The 20,031-nt window shown below is 72.4% G+C and carries 19 protein-coding genes; 14 read left to right on the top strand and 5 right to left on the bottom strand.

Annotated elements, in window-relative coordinates; all coding sequences use genetic code 11:
* The first annotated feature begins 52 nt into the window (after positions 1-52).
* Positions 53-742, top strand: a complete 690-nt coding sequence (locus tag AB0K10_RS30785) for a lysophospholipid acyltransferase family protein (protein ID WP_363689328.1) — start codon at positions 53-55, stop codon at positions 740-742.
* A gap of 293 nt (positions 743-1,035) precedes the next feature.
* On the opposite strand, the gene AB0K10_RS30780 is transcribed toward AB0K10_RS30785, so the two are convergent.
* Positions 1,036-2,451 (bottom strand): hypothetical protein, encoded by a 1,416-nt coding sequence (locus tag AB0K10_RS30780; RefSeq protein ID WP_363689326.1) that lies wholly within the window; start codon positions 2,449-2,451, stop codon positions 1,036-1,038.
* A 153-nt stretch (positions 2,452-2,604) separates the two neighbouring features.
* Here AB0K10_RS30780 and AB0K10_RS30775 point away from each other — a divergent pair, with 153 nt between their 5' ends.
* From AB0K10_RS30775 to AB0K10_RS30740, 8 genes are all read left to right on the top strand, one after another.
* Complete coding sequence (locus AB0K10_RS30775) at positions 2,605-4,581, top strand: TIGR03960 family B12-binding radical SAM protein (RefSeq protein WP_363689324.1); 1,977 nt, start codon at positions 2,605-2,607, stop codon at positions 4,579-4,581.
* A 68-nt stretch (positions 4,582-4,649) separates the two neighbouring features.
* Entirely contained in the window at positions 4,650-5,369 is a 720-nt protein-coding gene (locus tag AB0K10_RS30770) for a TIGR03936 family radical SAM-associated protein (protein ID WP_363689370.1), read from the top strand.
* Between the two features lie 131 nt (positions 5,370-5,500).
* Positions 5,501-8,569, top strand: coding sequence for an Rne/Rng family ribonuclease (locus AB0K10_RS30765; protein WP_363689322.1), 3,069 nt, complete (start codon positions 5,501-5,503; stop codon positions 8,567-8,569).
* Between the two features lie 117 nt (positions 8,570-8,686).
* On the top strand, positions 8,687-9,199 hold the full coding sequence (locus tag AB0K10_RS30760; RefSeq protein WP_363689320.1) for a hypothetical protein: 513 nt from the start codon (positions 8,687-8,689) through the stop codon (positions 9,197-9,199).
* Between the two features lie 166 nt (positions 9,200-9,365).
* Positions 9,366-9,680, top strand: a complete 315-nt coding sequence (gene rplU, locus AB0K10_RS30755) for a 50S ribosomal protein L21 (protein ID WP_007464063.1) — start codon at positions 9,366-9,368, stop codon at positions 9,678-9,680.
* An 11-nt stretch (positions 9,681-9,691) separates the two neighbouring features.
* On the top strand, positions 9,692-9,946 hold the full coding sequence (gene rpmA, locus AB0K10_RS30750; RefSeq protein ID WP_074313740.1) for a 50S ribosomal protein L27: 255 nt from the start codon (positions 9,692-9,694) through the stop codon (positions 9,944-9,946).
* 94 nt (positions 9,947-10,040) lie between these two features.
* Positions 10,041-11,513: a GTPase ObgE gene (gene obgE, locus AB0K10_RS30745; protein ID WP_363689318.1), complete on the top strand. Its 1,473-nt coding sequence runs from the start codon at positions 10,041-10,043 to the stop codon at positions 11,511-11,513.
* Between the two features lie 70 nt (positions 11,514-11,583).
* A complete protein-coding gene (locus AB0K10_RS30740; protein WP_363689316.1) occupies positions 11,584-12,033 on the top strand; it encodes a GNAT family N-acetyltransferase in 450 nt (149 codons plus the stop codon).
* 30 nt (positions 12,034-12,063) lie between these two features.
* Here the strand turns inward: AB0K10_RS30740 and AB0K10_RS30735 are convergent, their stop codons facing one another.
* Positions 12,064-12,723 carry a DUF6766 family protein gene (locus AB0K10_RS30735; RefSeq protein ID WP_363689314.1) on the bottom strand — a complete coding sequence of 220 codons (660 nt, stop codon included), beginning with the start codon at positions 12,721-12,723 and terminating at the stop codon, positions 12,064-12,066.
* Between the two features lie 76 nt (positions 12,724-12,799).
* Positions 12,800-13,291, bottom strand: a complete 492-nt coding sequence (locus AB0K10_RS30730) for a DUF4383 domain-containing protein (protein ID WP_363689312.1) — start codon at positions 13,289-13,291, stop codon at positions 12,800-12,802.
* A gap of 229 nt (positions 13,292-13,520) precedes the next feature.
* On the opposite strand from AB0K10_RS30730, the gene AB0K10_RS30725 reads away from it, so the two are divergent.
* Genes AB0K10_RS30725 through AB0K10_RS30715 form a run of 3 tightly spaced genes read left to right on the top strand, consistent with a single transcriptional unit; the run spans position 13,521 to position 15,497 of the window.
* Positions 13,521-14,351 (top strand): hypothetical protein, encoded by an 831-nt coding sequence (locus AB0K10_RS30725; RefSeq protein ID WP_363689310.1) that lies wholly within the window; start codon positions 13,521-13,523, stop codon positions 14,349-14,351.
* Between the two features lie 31 nt (positions 14,352-14,382).
* Positions 14,383-14,850: a phage holin family protein gene (locus AB0K10_RS30720; RefSeq protein WP_363689308.1), complete on the top strand. Its 468-nt coding sequence runs from the start codon at positions 14,383-14,385 to the stop codon at positions 14,848-14,850.
* Positions 14,847-15,497: a DUF3618 domain-containing protein gene (locus AB0K10_RS30715; protein ID WP_363689306.1), complete on the top strand. Its 651-nt coding sequence runs from the start codon at positions 14,847-14,849 to the stop codon at positions 15,495-15,497. Before AB0K10_RS30720 ends, AB0K10_RS30715 begins: the two co-directional genes overlap by 4 nt.
* A gap of 92 nt (positions 15,498-15,589) precedes the next feature.
* Here AB0K10_RS30715 and AB0K10_RS30710 read toward each other — a convergent pair whose 3' ends face one another.
* Entirely contained in the window at positions 15,590-16,609 is a 1,020-nt protein-coding gene (locus tag AB0K10_RS30710; RefSeq protein WP_363689304.1) for a glycosyltransferase, read from the bottom strand.
* Between the two features lie 165 nt (positions 16,610-16,774).
* Here AB0K10_RS30710 and AB0K10_RS30705 point away from each other — a divergent pair, with 165 nt between their 5' ends.
* Positions 16,775-17,413, top strand: coding sequence for a cyclase (locus tag AB0K10_RS30705; protein ID WP_363689302.1), 639 nt, complete (start codon positions 16,775-16,777; stop codon positions 17,411-17,413).
* Positions 17,410-18,579, top strand: coding sequence for a zinc-dependent alcohol dehydrogenase (locus AB0K10_RS30700; RefSeq protein WP_363689300.1), 1,170 nt, complete (start codon positions 17,410-17,412; stop codon positions 18,577-18,579). The genes AB0K10_RS30705 and AB0K10_RS30700 overlap by 4 nt, the downstream gene beginning before the upstream one ends.
* 50 nt (positions 18,580-18,629) lie before the next feature.
* Here the strand turns inward: AB0K10_RS30700 and AB0K10_RS30695 are convergent, their stop codons facing one another.
* On the bottom strand, positions 18,630-19,874 hold the full coding sequence (locus AB0K10_RS30695; RefSeq protein ID WP_363689298.1) for a cytochrome P450: 1,245 nt from the start codon (positions 19,872-19,874) through the stop codon (positions 18,630-18,632).
* Between the last annotated feature and the right edge of the window lie 157 nt (positions 19,875-20,031).

Here is a 20,031-nt window from a genome sequence, read left to right as displayed (position 1 = left end):
GGCGTCCGCTACCGTGACACCGCCTGCTCGCACCTCATCTGCCGGAGGACCAGTGCCCCTGCTCTACACCATCGGCAAGCTCACCGTGGCGCCCACGCTGCGGTTGGCGTTCCGCCCGACCGTGGAGGGTCTGGAACACGTGCCGGAGACCGGCGGCGCCATCTTCGCCGGCAACCATCTCTCGGTGGCCGACGAGCTGTTCCTCGGCACTGTGGTGCCCCGGCACCTGGCGTTCTGGGCCAAGTCGGAGTACTTCAAGGGCACCGGTGTGAAGGGCGCGTTCTCGAAGTTCGTCCTCACCGGTCTGGGCGCGATCCCCGTCGAACGGGCCGGTGGGCGGGCCGCGCTGTCCGCGTTCGACGCCGCCGTTCCGGCGCTGCAGGGCGGTGACCTGGTGGTGGTCTATCCGGAGGGCACCCGCTCCCCGGACGGCAAGCTCTACCGGGGGCGGACCGGCGCGGCCCGGCTGGCAATCTCCGCCGGTGTGCCGATCATCCCGGTCGGCACGATCGGCACGGACAAGGCCCAGCCGATCGGCGCCCGGGTGCCCCGCCCCGGCAGCGCCAAGATCACCGTCCGGTTCGGCAAGCCGCTGGACTTCACCGGTCGCCCGGACGACCGCACCTCGCTGCGCCAGATGACCGACGAGGTGATGAGCGAGATCCAGAAGCTCACCGGCCAGGAGTACGTCCCGCGCTACGCACCGCCGCGCGCCCACCCGGACCCGACCCGCGACGCCTGACCCGGGGCCACCGCGTTCGCCGGCGCTGCGCGTTTGGCGGCGCTGCTGCTCTCGGCCTGGGGTTTCGCGCCGCTGCGTGTCGGGGCCCTCTGGCCTCGGCCGAGCTGGCGGGCAATCTGGTCACAGGCGATATACCTGTGAGTCATATTTATGACTCAGAGGTATATGCACCGCTGACCATGTTGTCTGCCTGCGGCGTGACGCTGCGTGATGGGAGCCGCCGGGACGTCAGCCCGGCCACCGCGTCAGCCCGACCACCGCAGCGACACGCCAGCGCAGTGCTCGGGCGGGGCTCAGCCCTTCTCGGGCTGGACGATCTGGCTGCGCAGGGTGTTCAGCAGGTCGGCGCTGTCGGGAACGGAGAGCCGCGTGAACACCCCGGTGGCGATGCTGCCGTGGTCGACCGAGGTGCACACCACCACGTCACCGTCGGCCGGCCGGCCGATCGCGCACCGCTCGTGGCGACCTCGCACGCTGGTCTGCACCGTCTCGGGCGCCTCCAGCGCGTAGCGGTCGGTGAGCCGGGTGATCTCCGCGTCCGCGTCCGCCTCCGGGTTCAGCCGGAAGCCGGTGCCGCCGAAGACCGTCACCTGCTTGCCGTCCGCCGTGTCGTAGACGCCGGCGAACGTGTCCTCGGCCAGCCAGTGCTCCTGGCGTACCTCGTTCTCCAGCTGTCGGGCCGTCGCGGCGCTGCCGTCGTCCTGCCGCAGACTCAGGTCGACGACCTGCTCGGGCAGGGCGGCGCGGGCCGGGTACTGGGACGAGATCGGTAGGCCGTAGTAGGCGGGGCACCCGCAGCAACACGCCAGGGTGAGCAGCAGCAGCCACGGCCAGCGACGTCGACGACGGACCGGGACCGGAACGTACCCCTTGGGGGCTTCCCAGCCCGGTGGTGGCGTGACCGGCGGTGGCGTGGCCGACCGCCCACCCCGCCGCTGCTTCGGCGCCCGAGCCGGCGGCACCGGCCGGACCGGCGCGGTGGGCCGGGCCGTGCCGGGCTGAGCCGGCGGGGTAGGCCGGGCCGGCGGCACCGGATGGGCCGGCGGCACCGGGTAGGCGGGTGCCGGGTAGGCGGGCGACGTCGGATAGGCGGACGCTGCGGGGTGGGCGGGCGACGGCGAGACCGGGTGCGTTCCGACCGGCGGTGCGGGTGGCCCGGACCACTGCCGGGTCGACGGGGGCGCCGGGTAGTCCAGCGTCGGGGGCAGCGGCGGCAGCTCGGCGGAGGGCAGGTCCCAGCCTCCGGTGTCCACGCCGGCCCAGGGATCGACAGGGGTGCGGTGCTCGGGCGGCTGCTCGGGCAGGGGCGGCGGAGTCGGCTCGGCCGACTCACCCCAGGCGCGCCTGCGCGGCAGCGGGGGAGGGACCGGCGCGGACCCACTCCACCGGGGCGCGGGGACCACAGTGGGCGCGACGGGGGAATCCGCCGACCCGGCCTGAGCCGTCGGCCCCGCCGAGGCCTTGGGCTCCGGGGCTGTGGGGTCGGGCTGGGCCTCGGGCTCCTGGGCCGTCGGCGCTGGCTCGGCCGCGGGCTCCGGCTGGGACCGGGCGGGGGGCTCGGCCGTGGGTTCCGACTGGTCGGGGGCTGCGGGCTGGTCCGGCGGTACGGGTGGGGAGGTCGACTCGTCGGCGACCGCCGGAGCGTCGTCCGGCTCCGGGCCCGGGGTGCGCCCGTCGGCCGGCCGTGCTCCCGGCTGGGGCTCCGGCATCGCGGCAATCTCCTCTCGCGCCGGTCCGAGGTTAGTACCGCGCCGCCACCACCGCCGACCGGGCACCGAGGGAGTGCGTGAACCGGTGGCCGGTCGGGCGGCATCGTGGCGTGCGCGCGGTCACCGGCCGGTGGGCGCGTACCCTTGGCCATCATGAGTGCCCCGTCCACGACGCCGCGTGCGGCCGCGACCAATTCCGTCTGGCCCCGGCTCGAACCGCTGCTCCCTCAGGTCTCCAAGCCCATCCAGTACGTCGGCGGTGAGCTGGGTGCGGTGGTCAAGGACTGGGACGCGGCGACTGTGCGCTGGGCGCTGATGTATCCCGACGCGTACGAGGTGGGCCTGCCCAACCAGGGCGTGCAGATCCTCTACGAGGTGCTCAACGAGCTGCCCGACACCCTCGCCGAGCGGACGTACGCGGTCTGGCCCGACCTGGAGAACCTGATGCGCACGCACGGCGTGCCGCAGTTCACCGTCGACGCGCACCGACCGGTGCGCGATTTCGACGTGTTCGGCATCTCCTTCTCCACCGAGCTCGGCTACACCAACATGCTCACCGCGATCGACCTGGCCGGCATTCCGATGCTGGCCGCCGACCGCACCGACGCCGACCCGGTGATCGTGGCCGGTGGGCACGCCGCCTTCAACCCGGAGCCGATCGCCGACTTCATCGACGCCGCCGTGCTCGGCGACGGCGAGGAGGCCGTCCTGGAGATCACCGCGATCGTCCGGGAGTGGAAGGCCGAGGGCGCCCCGGGTGGCCGCGACGAGCTGCTGCTGCGGCTGGCCCGCACCGAGAGCGTGTACGTGCCGCGCTTCTACGACGTCGACTACCTCCCGGACGGCCGTATCCAGCGGGTCGTGCCGAACCGGGCGGACGTGCCGTTCCGCGTGCACAAGCGCACGACGATGGACCTGGACGCGTGGCCGTACCCGAAGAAGCCCCTCGTTCCGCTGGCCGAGACGGTGCACGAGCGGTACGCGGTGGAGATCTTCCGGGGCTGCACCCGGGGCTGCCGGTTCTGCCAGGCCGGCATGATCACCCGTCCGGTGCGCGAACGGTCGATCACCACGGTCGCGCAGATGGTCCGCGAGGGCCTGGAGTTCTCCGGCTTCAACGAGGTGGGCCTGCTGTCGCTCTCCTCCGCCGACCACTCGGAGATCGGCGACATGTGCTCGGGCCTGGCCCAGCAGTACGAGGGCACGAACGTCTCGCTGTCGCTGCCCTCGACCCGGGTGGACGCCTTCAACATCGACCTCGCGCAGGAGCTGTCCCGTAACGGGCGGCGTACCGGTCTGACCTTCGCCCCGGAGGGCGGGTCGGAGCGGATCCGCAAGGTCATCAACAAGATGGTGTCGAAGGAAGACCTGATCCGGACGGTCGTCACCGCGTACACCAACGGCTGGCGGCAGGTGAAGCTCTACTTCATGTGCGGTCTGCCCACCGAGACGGACGAGGACGTCCTCGAGATCGCCGAGATGGCGCACGAGGTGATCAGGGCCGGTCGGGCCGCCACCGGCTCCAAGGACATCCGCTGCACGGTCTCCATCGGCGGTTTCGTGCCGAAGCCGCACACCCCGTTCCAGTGGGCCGCGATGGACCGTCCGGAGGTCATCGACCACCGGCTCAAGATCCTCAAGCAGGCGATCAACTCGGACCGCTCGCTGGGTCGGGCCATCGGCTACCGCTACCACGACGGCGAGCCGTCGCTGATCGAGGGCCTGCTCTCCCGGGGCGACCGCCGGGTCGGCTCGGTGATCCGCAAGGTGTGGGAGAACGGCGGTCGGTTCGACGGGTGGAGCGAGCACTTCTCCTACCAGCGGTGGGTGGACGCGGCGGCCGAGACGCTGCCGGCGTTCGGGGTGGATCTCGACTGGTACACCACCCGGCAGCGCGAGGAGCTGGAGGTCCTTCCCTGGGACCACCTGGACTCGGGCCTGGACAAGGACTGGCTCTGGCAGGACTGGCAGGATTCGTTCAGCGAGTTCGAGCAGGACGACTGCCGGTGGACCCCGTGCTTCGACTGCGGTGTCTGTCCCTCGATGGACACCGAGATCCAGATCGGCCCCACCGGCAAGAAGCTCCTGCCGCTGACGCCGATCAAGGGCCTCAAAACCCCCACCGCCTGAGGAGCGAGACGATCAGTAAGAAAAACCAGCCGGAGGGCGGGCAGGCGCCTGTCGTTCAGCGCGCCCGCATCCGGTACGCCAAGCGCGGGCCGCTGCGGTTCACCTCGCACCGGGACTTCGCCCGGGCATTCGAGCGTGCGCTGCGCCGTGCCGCCGTACCGATCGCCTTCTCCCAGGGCTTCACCCCGCACCCGAAGATCTCCTACGCCAGCGCCGCACCGACCGGGGTGGCGAGCGAGGCGGAGTACCTGGAGATCGGCCTCCAGGCGCCGGTCGAGCCGGAGGCGCTGCGCGCGGCGCTGGACGCCGCGCTCTCGCCCGGCCTGGACGTGTTGGAGGTGGTGATCGCCGACGGTGGCAGCCTGGCGGACCGGATCGAGGCGTCGCACTGGCACATCGAGATGCCCGAGGTCGAGCCGGTGACGCTGCGCGCCGCCGTCGACGCCTTCACCGCCGCCGACGAGGTGCTGGTCGAGCGGATGACCAAGCAGGGGCGACGCACCTTCGACGCCCGCGCGGCTGTCATGTCGATCGATGTCATCTCCCCGAGGCAGACGCCTTCCGGGGCGCCGGCCGTACCGTGTGCGATACTCGAACTGGTCGTGCGGCAGGTCACCCCGTCCGTACGGCCCGATGACGTCCTTTCCGGCCTCCGCGTGGTGGCCGACCTGGAGCCGCCGGTCTCGCCGAGGGTGACCCGGCTGGCTCAGGGCACGCTGACCGCGCAGGGTGCGATCGTGGATCCGTTGGATGCGGACCGCGGCGGGGCAGCCATCGTTGGGCACTGACCGACGGTCAGCGCTCTTGCAGGCAGACTTCGGCGGTCGCGCACCACGCGCGCCCGGCGGAAACACTTTTGCGGCGACCCTGCGTGGCAGCGCTCACCCGCGCCCGGGGCAGCCAGAACTGGAGAACGTCCATGCTCGAGAACGAGCCCGAGGGCGGCGAACGGACCGGTTCACAGCCGGCCGGGGACACCGCTGACCAGAGCACCACCACCGACGGCGCCACCGGCGCGGAGCAGGCGGGCGCCGAGAGCGCCGAGCCGGCCGCACCGCCGCGGCGGGCGCGGGCCACCCGGCGTCGGGCCGCCCCGCTCAACCAGCCGGAGCAGGCCGAGGCGCCCGTCGAGGCGTCCACCGGCGGGGCCGGCGCCGTCGAGTCACCGCAGGCGGAGGTCTTCGCCCCGATCTCCGGTGACCTGGACGTCGCCCCGAAGACCCCCCGACGCCGGCGCAAGGCGGCCCCCGTCGAGACGACCGCCGAGGAGCCACTGGTCGCCGCCAGCGCGGAGCTGGCCTCCCCGGAGGTCGTTCCTCCGGTCAAGGTGACCCGGACCCGGCGCAAGAAGGCGACGCCGGCCGTCGAGGAGCCGCCCGCCGTCGCGGAGCCCGCAGCCGTCGCGGAGCCGCCCGCCGCGGCGCCGCCGGCTGTCGAGGAGCCCGTCGCCGAGGAGGACGCCGCTGAGACGCCGGCGGAGTCCGACCTGCGGGCGGCGGAAGCCGAGCTGAACGAAACGCAGGCCCTGCCGGGCGGTCCCGTCGCCGGGCAGGCTTTCGGTGCCGCGCAGGAGCGCTCCGGCGATGTCGCGCCCGGTGTGGCAGTGGCGAACGTGGCCGATGAGCCGATCGAGCCGGCCGAGGTCATCGAGGCCGAGCAGCCGCGTACCCGCCGTCGGCGGGCCGCGCTCTCCGCGCCCACAGTGCTGTTCATGGCGCCCCAGCCGGACGCCGTGCCGGTGACCCGGCCGGCGGAACCCGCTCCGGTGGCCGAGGAGCCGGCCGTCGAGGCCGAGCCGTCCCGTCGGCGGCGGCGTGGTCGCCGCGACGCCGAGCCGGTCGAGGCCGTCGAGGTCGAGGTCGAGGAGGAGCCGACCGAGGAGGCCGACGAGGCCACCGAGGCGGACGAGGACGACGACGACGACAGCGCCGCCGCGCGCCGTCGCCGCCGCCGTGGCCGCCGAGGTCGGGGCCGGGGCAAGGGCGGCGCCGACGACGCCGAGGACGACGAGTCCGACGAGGCCGCGCAGGCCGACGAGGAGGAGACCGCCGAGGCCGAGGGCGACGAGGACGAGGAGCCCGAGGGCGGGGACGGGTTGACCCGCCGTCGCCGTCGTCGCCGCCGCCGGGGCGCCGGTGACACCGAGGGCGCCGCCGCCGACGACGGCGTGCCGACCGTGGTCAAGATCCGTGAGCCGCGTCGCACTGTCGACGAGGTCCAGGGCGTGTCCGGCTCGACCCGGCTGGAGGCCAAGCGCCAGCGCCGCCGGGACGGCCGGGAGCAGCGGCGTACGCGGCCGCCGATCCTCAGCGAGTCGGAGTTCCTGGCCCGCCGGGAGGCGGTCGACCGGGTGATGGCGGTCCGGCAGCGCGGTGACCGCACCCAGATCGCCGTCCTGGAGGACGGCGTGCTGGTCGAGCACTACGTCACCCGCAACTCCTCGGGCACCATGGCCGGCAACGTCTACCTGGGCAAGGTGCAGAACGTGCTGCCCAGCATGGAGGCGGCGTTCGTCGACGTCGGCCGGGGCCGCAACGCGGTGCTGTACGCCGGCGAGGTCAACTGGGACACCTCGGGGCTGGAGGGGCGTGCCCGCTCGATCGAGCAGGCGCTGCGCTCCGGCGACTCGGTGCTGGTCCAGGTCACCAAGGACCCGATCGGGCACAAGGGTGCGCGGCTGACCAGCCACATCGCCCTCTCCGGCCGGCACCTGGTCTACGTGCCCAACGGCAACGCGTCCGGGATCAGCCGCAAGCTGCCGGACACCGAGCGCAAGCGTCTGCGTGACGTGCTCAAGAAGCTCGTCCCGGACGGCGCCGGCGTGATCGTTCGTACGGCCGCCGAGGGCGCCAGCGAGGACGAGTTGGCCCGCGACGTCAAGCGGCTCCAGGCGCAGTGGGAGGACATCCAGGCCAAGGCTGCCGAGGGCGGCGCGCCGGTGCTGCTCTACGAGGAGCCCGACCTGGTCATCCGGGTGGTCCGGGACCTGTTCAACGAGGACTTCCGCGAGCTGGTCATCGAGGGCGAGCAGTCGTTCGGCATGGTCGAGTCGTACCTGTCGCACGTCTCTCCGGACCTGGTCGACCGGGTGCGCCGGCACGTCGGCACGAGCGACGTGTTCGCCGAGTACCGGATCGACGAGCAGATCATCAAGGGCCTGGACCGGAAGGTGTTCCTGCCCTCCGGCGGCTCGCTGGTGATCGACAAGACCGAGGCCATGACTGTCGTCGACGTCAACACCGGCAAGTACACCGGCTCCGGCGGCAACCTGGAGGAGACGGTCACCCGCAACAACCTGGAGGCGGCGGAGGAGATCGTCCGCCAGCTCCGGCTGCGCGACATCGGCGGCATCGTGGTGATCGACTTCATCGACATGGTGCTGGAGTCGAACCGGGAGCTGGTGCTGCGTCGGCTCACCGAGTGCCTGGGTCGGGACCGCACCAAGCACCAGGTCACCGAGATCACCTCGCTCGGTCTGGTGCAGATGACCCGTAAGCGGATCGGCGCGGGCCTGCTGGAGGCGTTCAGCGAGACCTGCGAGTGCTGCAAGGGTCGGGGCGTCATCATCCACACCGAGCCGGTGCCGGAGAAGCCACGTACCGGTGGGACCGCGGAGAAGGTCAAGGCGGTCGCCTCGTCGGCGCCGGTCGCTCCGCCCGTCGAGGCCGGCACCGCGTCCTCCCGCCGCCGGTCGCGCAAGAGCGCTCCGGCCGAGCGCGCGGTGGTCGAGGTCGTCGACACCGACACCAGCGCCGAACCGGACGCCGACTACCAGGACACCATGGGGTACGACCTGTCCCGCTACGAGGCGGAGACCGAGGCGGCGCCTGCCGTGTCCGACAGTCAGCAGGGCGAGTCGGCCCGGCTGGCCGCTGCGGACGATCCGGACGCGCTCGCCGACGGTGACACCGACGAGGAGGCCGCCGAGGGCGGTGCGGGGCGTCGCCGCTCCCGCCGCGGTGGCACCCGGCGGCGGACCCGCCCCTGACGCCTGACCGGCCCGGTGTTTGACGAGGTCCCTTTCCCGGCAATGTGACGGGGGAGGGACCTCGCCGTTCCGGTCGCCCCGGGCCGGGAGTGGCCGGCCCCCGGTCAGGAGAAGAAGATGCGTCGCCTGCTTGCCGTCAATCTGCTGGTCGCCGTGCTCGCGATGGGCGCCGGCTGCTCCGCCGACCGTTCGGGCGGTGCGGGTCCGGCGGGTCCGACAGCCGGGGGTTCCGGGTCGGCCGCCGGGTCCGGGGGTGCTCCCGGAGGCTCGATCGGTGCGCCTGTGGGTGGCGGTGTCGCGGGCGGCAACGCGCAGGTCTGCGCCGAGGCGCGGCAGGCCGGGGCCACCGCCGTCCGGGAGTACGTGGCGGAGCTGGGCCGGATGGTCGCGGCGGTGGGTGCGGGGAACACCGCCACCGCCGATGCGGCCCGCACGAGGGCGCAGACGGCGCTGGCCGGCTGGCGGGCCGCACTGCGGGAGCAGTCGACACGGACCACCGATCCGCAGCTCAAAACGCTGCTCAGTGACATCGGCACGGAGGTCGCCGCGCTCGGCGCCGACGTCGAGTCGATCGACGAGACCGAGCTGGACCGGCTTCAGCAGCGCCTCGACCAGCTCTGCGCACGCTGAGCAGGGCGGGCCGGTTTGGGGTCCGGGCCGGCGATGGCGTACTCTTGCCTGCGGCCCACCTTTGGTGTGCCGAGTTCCCGTGTGCCCGCGCCGCCGTGCACTGCTACCCGGCGAGCCGCCACGGGGACGACCGCCAGCAGCCTCAACGACAGGGAGTCCGCCTCCGATGTACGCGATCGTCAAGACCGGCGGCAAGCAGTACAAGGTCGCCGAGGGCGACGTGATCGAGGTCGAGAAGCTCACCGGTGCCCCCGGTGACGCGGTGAAGCTCACCGCGGTGCTCCTCGTCGACGGTGACGACCTGGTGACCGACGCGGCGAAGCTTGCCGAGGTCGCGGTGTCCGGCGAAATCGCCGCGCACACCAAGGGCCCGAAGATCCGGATCCACAAGTTCAAGAACAAGACCGGCTACCACAAGCGCCAGGGTCACCGCCAGCCGTTGACCCAGGTCAAGGTGACCGGCATCTCCAGCGGGAAGTAGGTCGTCCTCCAATGGCTCACAAAAAGGGTGCGTCCAGCTCGCGTAACGGTCGTGACTCCGCGGCCCAGCGACTCGGCGTGAAGCGCTTCGGTGGTCAGGTCGTCAGCGCCGGTGAGATCCTCATCCGGCAGCGTGGCACCAAGTTCCACCCCGGTGACCTGGTCGGCCGTGGCGGCGACGACACGCTGTTCGCGCTGTCGGCCGGTGCGGTTCTGTTCGGCACCAAGCGCGGTCGCAAGACCGTCAGCATCGTTCCGCAGCAGTAGTTCTCGAGCCAAGCGGGCCGCGGACCTACGGGTCCCGGCCCGTTTGGCTTTTTTTCGAAGTGCGGGGTTGGACCTCGCTGGAAGGATTGACGCCGTGGCGACGTTCGTTGACCGGGTCGTCCTGCATCTGCAGGCCGGCGATGGTGGGCACGGTTGTGTCTCGATCCACCGCGAGAAATTCAAGCCATTCGGTGGGCCGGACGGCGGCAACGGCGGGCACGGCGGCAGCGTGTCGCTCGTCGTCGACCCGCAGGTGACCACGCTGCTCGACTTCCACTTCCACCCGCACGTCAAGGCCGACAACGGCAAGGGCGGCGCCGGGTCGAACCGGGACGGGGCCAACGGCCACAACCTGGTGCTGAAGGTGCCCAACGGCACGGTGGTCCAGACCACCGACGGCACCGTGCTGGCCGACATGGTCGGTGCCGGCACCACCTTCGAGGTGGCGCGGGGCGGGCGTGGCGGTCGCGGCAACGCCTCGCTGGCGAACGCCAAGCGCAAGGCGCCAGGCTTCGCCGAGCTGGGCGAGCCCGGCGATCAGCTGGACATCGTGCTGGAGCTGAAGAGCGTCGCGGACGTGGGCCTGGTGGGTTTCCCGTCGGCCGGTAAGTCGTCGCTGATCTCGGTGATCTCCGCCGCGAAGCCGAAGATCGCCGACTACCCGTTCACCACCCTCGTGCCCAACCTCGGCGTGGTCCGGATGGACAACCACACCTTCACCGTCGCCGACGTTCCGGGCCTGATCCCGGGCGCGGCCAACGGCAAGGGGCTGGGGTTGGAGTTCCTGCGGCACATCGAGCGCTGCGCCGTGCTGGTGCACGTCATCGACTCGGCGACCCTCGAGCCCGGCCGTGACCCGGTAGCCGACATCGACGCCATCGAGGCCGAGCTGAGCCAGTACGGCGGGCTGACCGACCGCCCGCGACTGGTGGCCGTGAACAAGGTCGACGTGCCGGACGGCCGGGACCTCGCCGAGATCGTGCGCCCGGATCTGGAGGAGCGCGGCTACCGCGTGTTCGAGGTCTCCGCGGCCACCCGCGAGGGGCTCAAGGAGCTGACGTACGCGATGGCCGAGCTGGTCGACGCGGAGCGCAAGGCCGCCCCGCCGGCCGAGCCGACCCGGATCGTGATCCGGCCGATGGCAGTGGACGACGACGGCTTCACCATTACGACCGAGGCCGACGGCTCGTTCACCGTGCGCGGCGTACGCCCGGAGCGGTGGGTCAAGCAGACGAACTTCGACAACGACGAGGCCGTCGGCTACCTCGCCGACCGGCTGGCCCGGCTCGGCGTGGAGGACAAGCTCGCCAAGGCCGGCGCCCAGCCCGGTGACCTGGTCCGGATCGGTGAGCGGGAGTTCGACTGGCAGCCGACGCTGTACGCGGGTGTGGAGTTCGTGCCCGGCAACCGGGGCACCGACGTCCGCCTGGAGGAGAAGTCGAACCGGGCCTCGGCGGCGGAGCGGCTCGCCGCGCGCAAGGCCCGCCGGGTGCGCTCGGCGGACGAGGTGGGCGCGGACGCGTCCGACTACGACGTCGACGAGATCGATGAGGACGACGCCGAGTAGCCCGTTGCTCTCCGTGATCGGGACGACTTCCGGAAACCTCCGCGAAATCCACCCCGCCTAGCGTGGAGTGATGCTGATCGAGTCGCGGCCCGCCACCGATCCCGAGGTCGCCGCCCTGCTCGTCGCCCAGCAGCGTGAGCTGCGCGAGGCCGACGGCGGGGTGGACGGGCAGGTCTTCGTTCCCCACGAGGACGTCCGCTACCTCGCGGTGGTGGTGAACGGTCGGGCGATCGCCTGCGGTGGGCTCCAGGCCCTCGACGCCGCCACCGGCGAGATCAAGCGGATGTACGTCCGGCCGGCGTACCGGGGGCGGGGCGTCGCCCGTCAACTGGTCGCCGCGCTGGAGGAGTGCGCCTTCCGGCAGGGGCACGCGGTGGTCTGCCTGGAGACCGGCACGTACCTCCCGGCGGCCATCGCGCTGTACACCTCATGCGGCTACGAACCGATCCCGGTGTACGGCGAGTATGTCGGCAACCCGTACAGCGTCTGTTTTGCCAAGCGGCTCCCGGTCGCGGCCTGACGGCGGCGGTCGGCCCGGCCGCGCCGGGGGTCAGGCGCCGGTCTCGGCGTGCGCCACGGTGACCGGCTTCGACTCCGGCGACGCGTGCTGACGCAGGACGATGCTCAGCAGGATCAGGGCGCCGACCGCCAGGAACTCGCTCTGCCAGTTCTGCATCGACTGGAACCAGAAGTCGCTGGTGCCGAGGAAGTCCCACACGCCGATCGGCGGCGCGCCGCTCTGCAACGCCTGCTCCTGGTTGTAGGCGGCGGTGCCGCCGAGCAGGTGCCCGACGAACGAGCCGGCGAAGATCAGCAGCAGCGCGAGGGAGAGGCTGTTGCGGTAGACCACCAGCGGAAGGCCACCGGCGCGTACCGGCCACGGTGACCGGGCTGTCGCGCGGCGCTCATCGTCCTCCGGCCGGTCGGTCTGGTCCACCGGCTTCGACTCGGCCGAGCCCCGCTGCACCAGGTACGCGGTGAGCAGCACGTACCCGCCCATCTGGAGGAACTCCGACTCCCAGTTCTCGAAGACCGCCTCGGCGAAGTGCCCGCTGGCCAGGTACGCCGGCCAGCTGAGCGGGGCGGCGCCGAACTCGGTCAGCTCCTCGTTGTGGGTCTGCCAGCCGAAGATGCTCTGCAACACCAGGAAGACCAGGAAAGCGCCCAGCATGGCGGCTGCCAGCGCGTTGTCGCGTATCCAGCGAGGCATCATCGACCCCCTTCACGGATCCTCGGCTGGTCACCTACCCACGCCACGGACGCCGCCAAACCACTGAATTAGCAGCTCAGGGCCTGTCGATCGGGGTGTCCAGGCGTCCGCCGGTGCCCGCCTGGTTGGACAGCAGCAGCCCGAGCGCGAGCATGCCGAAGCCGAGCGCGAGGTGCAGCCAGTTGTCGGCGGAGTTGACCGGCAGGATGTTCGCGCCGCCGTCCTCGTCGACCGCCTCGATCGCCAGGCCGTACAGCCAGAGGGCCAGGTAGATCGCCCCACCGCCGGCCAGGAAGAGCCGGGCGCCGGCGACGCTGCGGGCCAGCACCAGACCCACCAGGCCGAACAGCAGGTGCACCGCGTTGTGCAGGATCGACACCTGGAACAGCCCGAGCAGCTTGGCGTCCGAGTGGTGCCCGGCGAAGGTCAGCTCGCCGTAGTCGGTGGTGATGCCGGGGATGTAGCCGAGGATGCCGATCAGCAGGAAGACCCCGGCCACGACCAGCGCGACCACCTGCACCCGGGGCCGGGGCGTGGCAGGTCGGCCACCTCGCGCGTCTCGTGCCATCCCTGCCCCCTCCGGTGGATCTGCCGTCCGGCGAACCTCGCTGTCCGCAGCGGCGACGTGACGCAGCCCGACGATCCTCCATTTTGAAGTCGAACCCGCCGCCTCCGCAGAGAAATGCACGAAGAGGTATGGAAGCCGAAACGCAGGGTAGGTGAATTGTCAGCGGCCACGGCGTCACGGCCGCATCCCCCAGCACAACCGCGACGACTTTCCGAGCGGAAGGGAAATCATGACTTACGATCTGTCACCCACGTCTTCCACGTACGGGCACGAGTCCACCAACGGCGGCGGCGTCCGCGAGCAGGCCCGCCACGTCGGGTCCGAGGCGGCGCACGCCGGTGGCGCGGTCGCCCAGACCGCCAAGGAGCAGGGCACCGAGGTCGGCCGCGAGGCTGCCCGGCAGGCCCGCAACCTCTACGGTGAGGCCCGCAGCCAGCTCGCCAGCCAGACCGGTGAGCAGCAGCGACGGGCCGCCGGTGGACTGCGGTCGATCGCCGACGAGATGCGCTCGATGGCCGAGCAGGGTGGCCAGGCCGGCCCGGTGAGCGAGCTGGCCCGGCAGGCCGCCGACCGGGTGCACGGTGTGGCCGGCTGGCTGGAGGAGCGCGAGCCCGGCGACCTGATCAACGAGGTACGCGACTACGCGCGGCGCAACCCGGGCACCTTTCTGGTCGGCGCGGCGGTGCTCGGCGTGCTGGCCGGGCGCCTGACCCGCAGCATCTCCGACTCCGGTGACCACTCCGGCAACGGCTCCGCGGGCTACCGCGGCGCGGGGGCGTACGACCCGGAGCAGACCGCGGTGATCCCCACGCCGCCGCCCGCGCCCCGGACGGCCCCCGACGCCACCCCGCCGGGCGGCTACCTCGACCCGACTCCCGGGACGTACACCGAGCCGACCTCCGGCGGCTACGTCGACCCGACGCCGGGCGGCTACACCGACCCCACGCCGGGCGGTGCGGGTGGCTACTCCGAGCCGGCCAGCACCGGTCAGCCGCTGCCGCCGGTGACCCAGACCGACCCGCTGCCGGGCGTGCCGTCCAGCGGCAGCCCCCGCCCGTGAGGCGCCGAGTCATCCGAAGGGAGGCGACGGCATGACCATGCCGACGCAGGGGTCCGGCCTGGACTCCGGATACCACCCCGACGCGGGCGCCCCGCACACCGCGGCGGACGTGAAGGGCAGCTCACTCGGTGACCTGATGCGCCAGGTCACCACCGACCTGTCGACGCTGATGCGTCAGGAGGTCGAGCTGGCCAAGGCCGAGATCCGCCAGGAGGGCAGGAAGGCCGGCAAGGCCGCGGGCCTCTTCGGCGGCGCCGGCTTCGGCGGCTACATGGTGGCGTTGTTCGTCTCCATCGCCATCTGGCAGTTCTTGGACAACGTCATGGACTCCGGCCTGGCCGCGCTGATCGTGGCCGTCATCTGGGCCGTGGTCGCCGCGGTCCTCTACTCGATGGCCAAGAAGAACGCCCAGCACGTACGCGGGCTCAAGCAGACCAACGACAGCGTGCAGCGGATCCCCGACGCGCTCAAGCCCCACCCGGAGGGAGTCACCCGATGAGCACCGATCCCGACCAGATCCGCCGGGAGATCGAAGCCACCCGCAACAGCCTCAGCTCCGATGTGGACGCCCTGGCCTACAAGGTCAGCCCGAGCCGCATCGTCGACGACCGCAAGCAGCGGGCCCGTTCCGCGCTGCAGAATGTGAGGGACAAGGTCATGGGAACCGCTTCTGACCTCGGCCACGGCACCGGCCACGCCGCCCACTCGGTGGGTGACCGCGCCTCGTCGGCGGCCTCCAGCGTCAGCGATGCCGCGCACTCGGCGGCCTCCTCGGTCAGCGACGCCGCCCACAGCGCGCCCCGGGTCATCCGGCAGAAGTCGCAGGGCAACCCGCTGGCCGCCGGCCTGATCGCCTTCGGGGTCGGCTGGCTGGCCTCCTCGCTGATCCCGGCCTCCCAGCGGGAGCAGCAGGCCGCCACGCAGGTCAAGGACAAGGTCAGCGAGCACAGCGGCGCCGTGAAGGAGAAGTTGGGCGAGGTGGCCAGCGAGCTCAAGGACGAGCTGCGCGGGCCGGCCCAGCACGCCGCCGAGTCGGTGAAGTCCACAGCCCAGGACGCCGTGCACGCGGTCAAGGACGACGGCCGCTCGGCCGCCCAGGACGTCAAGGACCAGGCCCAGCAGGCCCGCCAGCAGGTCAGCTCCTGAGCTCACCGCACATCGCCGACAGCTCGCGGTCACTCCGGTGGCCGCGAGCTGTCGCACGTCCACCCCGGCACGGTCGCGCCACGGACGCCTGCTCAGCGCCCGCCTCGGCCCGGTCGGCGAGCGGCCTGACGGATACGGGAGTTGCCGTAGCGGACTCCGCCGTGCAGGAGGCGCTGGGCGACCGCGAACCAGCTGCAGATGCCACGTTCGAGCAGCCAGAGGGGGGCGGCCAGCGAGGTGCTCGGTGGGAAGACGATCCCGCCGTCCGCGCGGCGGCGGCCCACCTCGGCCACGGCGACGACAGCGGCCGCCGTGCCGAGCAGCAGCCGGGGCCGGCGGGACGCGACAGCCGCGGCAAGCGCCGGCAGGACCGCGAGCGCGGTCAGCAGGCGGGCCGGCTGGGCCAGATCGTCGTACGCCTGGCGGACCCGTTGGCCACGGAAGTGCGCCGCGTCCGGCGGCAGCCGGCGTACGTACAGCCAGGGCGGCGCGACCTCCGCCCCGCCGTACGCGCGCACGGTGCGGATCAGCTCCAGGTTCTCGAAGAGCACATCCGAGGCGTACCCGCCCATGGCGAGGAACGTGCTGCGGCGTACCGCGAGGGTGCCGGGGTAGTCGTTCCCGAGCGCCCGGTTGAGCAGCGTCCGCCCGGTGTCCCACCAGGCGTGCCAGGGCAGCGGGTCGAAGTAGTTCTGCGGCCGGACCAGGTCGACCCGGCCCAGCAGTCGGTGCACGGCGCGCAGCCCGGCCTCGTCGTACCGGACGTCGTCGTCGGCGATGACCACGTGTTCGTGGCATGCCGCGTCGAGGCCGGTGTGCACCCCGACCACCTTGCCGTTGAGCCCCCGCCCGGCGGGGTCGGGCGGAAGGTGCCGGACCAGCCCTCGCCATGCCGCCGCGTGCCGGGCGAAGAGCTCCGGAGGTGACCCGTCGACGACGAGCACCTCGACGAGGCCGCTCAGCCAGCGCAGGTAGCCGGTCAGCTCGTCCAGACCGGCGTCGGTGTGCCAGCGCAGCGGCAGTACGTACGTCATCGGCAGGGTGGTCGGCGGCGTGCCGGTGTGGCCGTGCCCGGCTCGGCGGGCGGCGTCACCGGTGGCCTTCGAGGGCATCGGCGCCTCCTGAGCAGGCGGTCCGCGCCCGGCGGTGGGCGGGCCGCCCGCTGCACGTGCCCGCCCTGGCGCGATCCAAACCGGGATGTCGTTTCGGCCGCCGGACCGGGGGTAGCGGTGCCGATACGGCAGTCCATCCCCGCACGACGGGTGAAGGAGACGAACATGACCAACAACGGAACGAGGTGGGCGCTGCTCGGTGTCGGCGCGGCGACCGCCGTCGGCGTCGGACGGGTGGTCGCCCGCCGTCGGCGCCGACACCAGCCCGACCGGCAGGACGGCTGGTACGTGGTGCGCCGCGCGGTGACCGTGGACCGGCCCCGGGACGCGGTGATCGGTTTCTGGACCGACCGCGAGCGGCTGGACCGCGCCCTCGGCGAGTGGGCGACCCTGGACCAGCTCGACGAGCGTCGCTGGCGCTGTGTGGCACGTGATCCCGCCGGTCGTGGCACCGAGTGGCGGGCGGAGATCACCGTCGACGAGCCGGGTGCGCTGCGCTGGCGGGTCGAGGACACGTCGACGCCGCAGGAGGGGCGGATCGAGTTGACCGACGCCCCGCAGGGCCGGGGCACCGAGATCCGCGCCGAGCTGCGCTACCGCTCGGGGCCTGTGCGCCGGCTGTTCGGGCTGGTCGGCGGCGACGAACCGGACCTGGCGTTGCGGGACACGCTGCGCCGGGCGAAGGCGCTCGTCGAGTGCGGCCAGGTGATCGACACCCGGCGTGACCCGTCCGGCCGGAGTCCGGCCCAGGAGCGGGCGACCGACCGGATGCGGGAGAAGCTGATGACGGGAGGACGGGCGTGAGGGCGCTCTGCTGGGAAGGCGTCGGCAAGCTGGCCGTCCGGGACGTGCCGGAACCGAAGATCCGCGCCGAGGGAGACCTCATCGTGCGGGTACGGGCCAGCAGCGTCTGCGGTTCGGACCTGCACCTGATCAACGGGTACCTGCCGGCGATGCGGGAGGGGGACATCCTCGGCCACGAGTTCATGGGCGAGGTGGTGGAGGTCGGGCCGGGCGTACGGCAGCACCGGGTCGGCGACCGGGTGGTGGTCGGTTCGGTGGTCGCCTGCGGTGGCTGCTGGTACTGCCGGACCGAGCAGTACTCGCTCTGCGACAACTCCAATCCGCAGCCGGTGTTCACGGAGAAGCTGTGGGGGCACTCGCCGGCCGGCATCCTGGGCTACTCGCACGCGGCGGGTGGCTATGCGGGTTCGCACGCCGAGTACATCCGGGTGCCGTTCGGCGACGTCGGCGCGTTCGGCGTACCCGAGGGGGTGCCGGACGACTCGGTGGTGTTCGCCTCCGACGCGATGCCCACCGGGTGGATGGCGGCGGACTTCTGCGGGCTCACCGGCGGGGAGGTGGTCGCCGTGTGGGGCGCCGGCGGCGTCGGCCAGATGGCGGCCCGCTCGGCGCAACTCCTCGGCGCCGAGCGGGTCATCATGATCGACCGTTTCCCGGACCGGTTGGCCACGGCGGCGGAGCGGGTCGGCGTCGAGACGATCAACTACGCCGAGACCGATGTGCTGGAGGCGCTGCGCGAGCTGACCGGTGGACGCGGGCCGGACGCCTGCATCGAGGCGGTCGGGATGGAGTCGCACGACGTCGGGCCGACCTACGCGTACGACCGGGTGAAGCAGTCGGCGCGGTTGCAGACCGACAGGCCCACCTCGGTCCGGCAGGCGATCATGGCCTGCCGCAAGGGCGGCACGGTGAGCATCGTCGGCGTGTACGCCGGCCTGATCGACAAGTTTCCGCTCGGCGCGGCCATGAACAAGGCCCTGGTGCTGCGGATGGGGCAGATGCACGCGCAGCGCTACATCCCCATGCTGCTCGACCGGCTGGCCGCTGGTGAGATCGACCCCGGCTACCTGGCTACCCACCCGATCCCCCTGGAACAGGGTGCGCGGGGCTACGAGCTGTTCGAGAAGAAGCAGGACGGCTGTCTGCGCAGCGTCCTGCACCCCTGACCGTCGCGCACCCCGTCCCGTCGGCGCCTCCCGGCATCGACGGGACGGGGTCAGGCGCGGCGGATGTTGGTGAGGGTCAGGCCGCTGGGCGGCAGCGCGGGCATCCGCCGCAGGTCCAGGGTCAGGTCCTGCGGCGGAACGTCGTAGCGCATGCCGCCGGTCAGGTTGGTGACCGCCCGCTTCATCAGGTCGACGGTGATCCACTCGCCGGCGCAGCGGTGCCCGGTGGTGTGGTCGCCGCCGCCCTGCGGGATCAGCTCGAACGGGTCGACGTGGCGGCCGGCGAAGCGCTCGGGGCGGAACAGTTCCGGCTCGGGCCAGAGCGCCGGGTGGTGGTTGGTGCCGTACAGGTCGAGCAGCACCCGCCGTCCGCGCGGGAAGTGGTGGCCCTCCCAGTCGAACGAGCGTCGGACCCGGGCGGCGGCCATCGGGAAGAACGGGTAGTAGCGACGTACCTCCTGGACGAACTGCTCGGTGGCCTCGTCGTCGCCGTGGACCCGCTGTCGCCAGCCGGGATGGTCGCGCAGGGCGAGCGCGGCGAAGACGATGTACCGATCCACGGCGACCACCGGGCGCAGCAGGTTGAGCAGTTCGACGGCGGCGATCCGACGGGGGAGCAGAGCCCCGCGCGCGTCGCGGTGCTCGGACACGATCTCCAGCGGGCTGCCGGCCGGCGCCGGGTGGATGCCGGTCCGGGCGCGTTCGACGAGGTCGCCGATCCAGCGCTCGGCGCGACGGCGGGCGAAGAGACCCCGCCAGTGCCGTGAGCCGACGACCGCCGGACCTTCGATCATGGCGTGCAGGTCGACGGCGCGGCGGTCGACCTGCGACTCGGCCAGCGGCACCCCGGCCCAGGCGCAGACCACCCGGGTCAGCAGCCGGCCCAGCTCGTCGTAGAGCGGCAGCGACCCGGCCGCCTCCCATGCGGGGATCCGCGCCCGCCACTCGTCGTCGAAGAGCTGTCCGAGGCGCTGGATGGCCGCCGGCGTCATGATCGACATGAACATGGCCTTGCGGCGGAAGTGCTCGGATCCGTCCAGCCCCTGCACACCACCGCGGCCGGTGAGCGTCCGCTGGACCCGCAGGGGCATGGCGGCGTCCCGCTGGAAGCGCTCGTTGTCGTAGAAGAGCATCGCCGCCGGCCGGCCCCGCAGGCAGATGGTCGGCGCGAGCAGGATCCGGGTCTGGAAGACATCGCTGCCGTACCTGTCGCACCGCTCACCGATGAACCGGTAGCCGGCCCGGAGCAGGGCGAGGGTGCTGTCCGGCGTGCGGTCGGCAGGCATGGTCGCCATCGGGCCTCCTCGGATGCGGGTGGTGGCCGGCGTCGCCGTCGGGCGTCTACCCGTGTCGGCGCCGCTGAATCCCCGCGCCGACAGCGCGTCGGCTGGCCCCTCCCACGGGCGGCGAAACCTGGTTGGCTTGCTGGTGGGGCCGCCATGAGCCGGCAGC

The sequence above is a fragment of the Micromonospora sp. NPDC049274 genome (assembly GCF_040678875.1).
GTDB lineage: Bacteria > Actinomycetota > Actinomycetes > Mycobacteriales > Micromonosporaceae > Micromonospora.
Note: the sequence above shows the minus strand (reverse complement) of the source record. Positions and strands in the feature narration are given on the sequence as shown.

What these genes read in the sequence shown, in the direction of transcription:
- AB0K10_RS30715 (WP_363689306.1), top strand. Translation starts at nt 14,847, where the DNA reads ATGAGCACCGATCCCGACCAGATCCGCCGGGAGATCGAAGCCACCCGC.
- AB0K10_RS30725 (WP_363689310.1), top strand. Translation starts at nt 13,521, where the DNA reads ATGACTTACGATCTGTCACCCACGTCTTCCACGTACGGGCACGAGTCC.
- AB0K10_RS30735 (WP_363689314.1), bottom strand. Translation starts at nt 12,723, where the DNA reads ATGCCTCGCTGGATACGCGACAACGCGCTGGCAGCCGCCATGCTGGGC.
- rpmA (WP_074313740.1), top strand. Translation starts at nt 9,692, where the DNA reads ATGGCTCACAAAAAGGGTGCGTCCAGCTCGCGTAACGGTCGTGACTCC.
- AB0K10_RS30730 (WP_363689312.1), bottom strand. Translation starts at nt 13,291, where the DNA reads ATGGCACGAGACGCGCGAGGTGGCCGACCTGCCACGCCCCGGCCCCGG.
- AB0K10_RS30765 (WP_363689322.1), top strand. Translation starts at nt 5,501, where the DNA reads ATGCTCGAGAACGAGCCCGAGGGCGGCGAACGGACCGGTTCACAGCCG.
- AB0K10_RS30740 (WP_363689316.1), top strand. Translation starts at nt 11,584, where the DNA reads ATGCTGATCGAGTCGCGGCCCGCCACCGATCCCGAGGTCGCCGCCCTG.
- AB0K10_RS30710 (WP_363689304.1), bottom strand. Translation starts at nt 16,609, where the DNA reads ATGCCCTCGAAGGCCACCGGTGACGCCGCCCGCCGAGCCGGGCACGGC.
- rplU (WP_007464063.1), top strand. Translation starts at nt 9,366, where the DNA reads ATGTACGCGATCGTCAAGACCGGCGGCAAGCAGTACAAGGTCGCCGAG.
- AB0K10_RS30780 (WP_363689326.1), bottom strand. Translation starts at nt 2,451, where the DNA reads ATGCCGGAGCCCCAGCCGGGAGCACGGCCGGCCGACGGGCGCACCCCG.
- AB0K10_RS30705 (WP_363689302.1), top strand. Translation starts at nt 16,775, where the DNA reads ATGACCAACAACGGAACGAGGTGGGCGCTGCTCGGTGTCGGCGCGGCG.
- AB0K10_RS30760 (WP_363689320.1), top strand. Translation starts at nt 8,687, where the DNA reads ATGCGTCGCCTGCTTGCCGTCAATCTGCTGGTCGCCGTGCTCGCGATG.
- AB0K10_RS30695 (WP_363689298.1), bottom strand. Translation starts at nt 19,874, where the DNA reads ATGGCGACCATGCCTGCCGACCGCACGCCGGACAGCACCCTCGCCCTG.
- AB0K10_RS30775 (WP_363689324.1), top strand. Translation starts at nt 2,605, where the DNA reads ATGAGTGCCCCGTCCACGACGCCGCGTGCGGCCGCGACCAATTCCGTC.
- AB0K10_RS30720 (WP_363689308.1), top strand. Translation starts at nt 14,383, where the DNA reads ATGACCATGCCGACGCAGGGGTCCGGCCTGGACTCCGGATACCACCCC.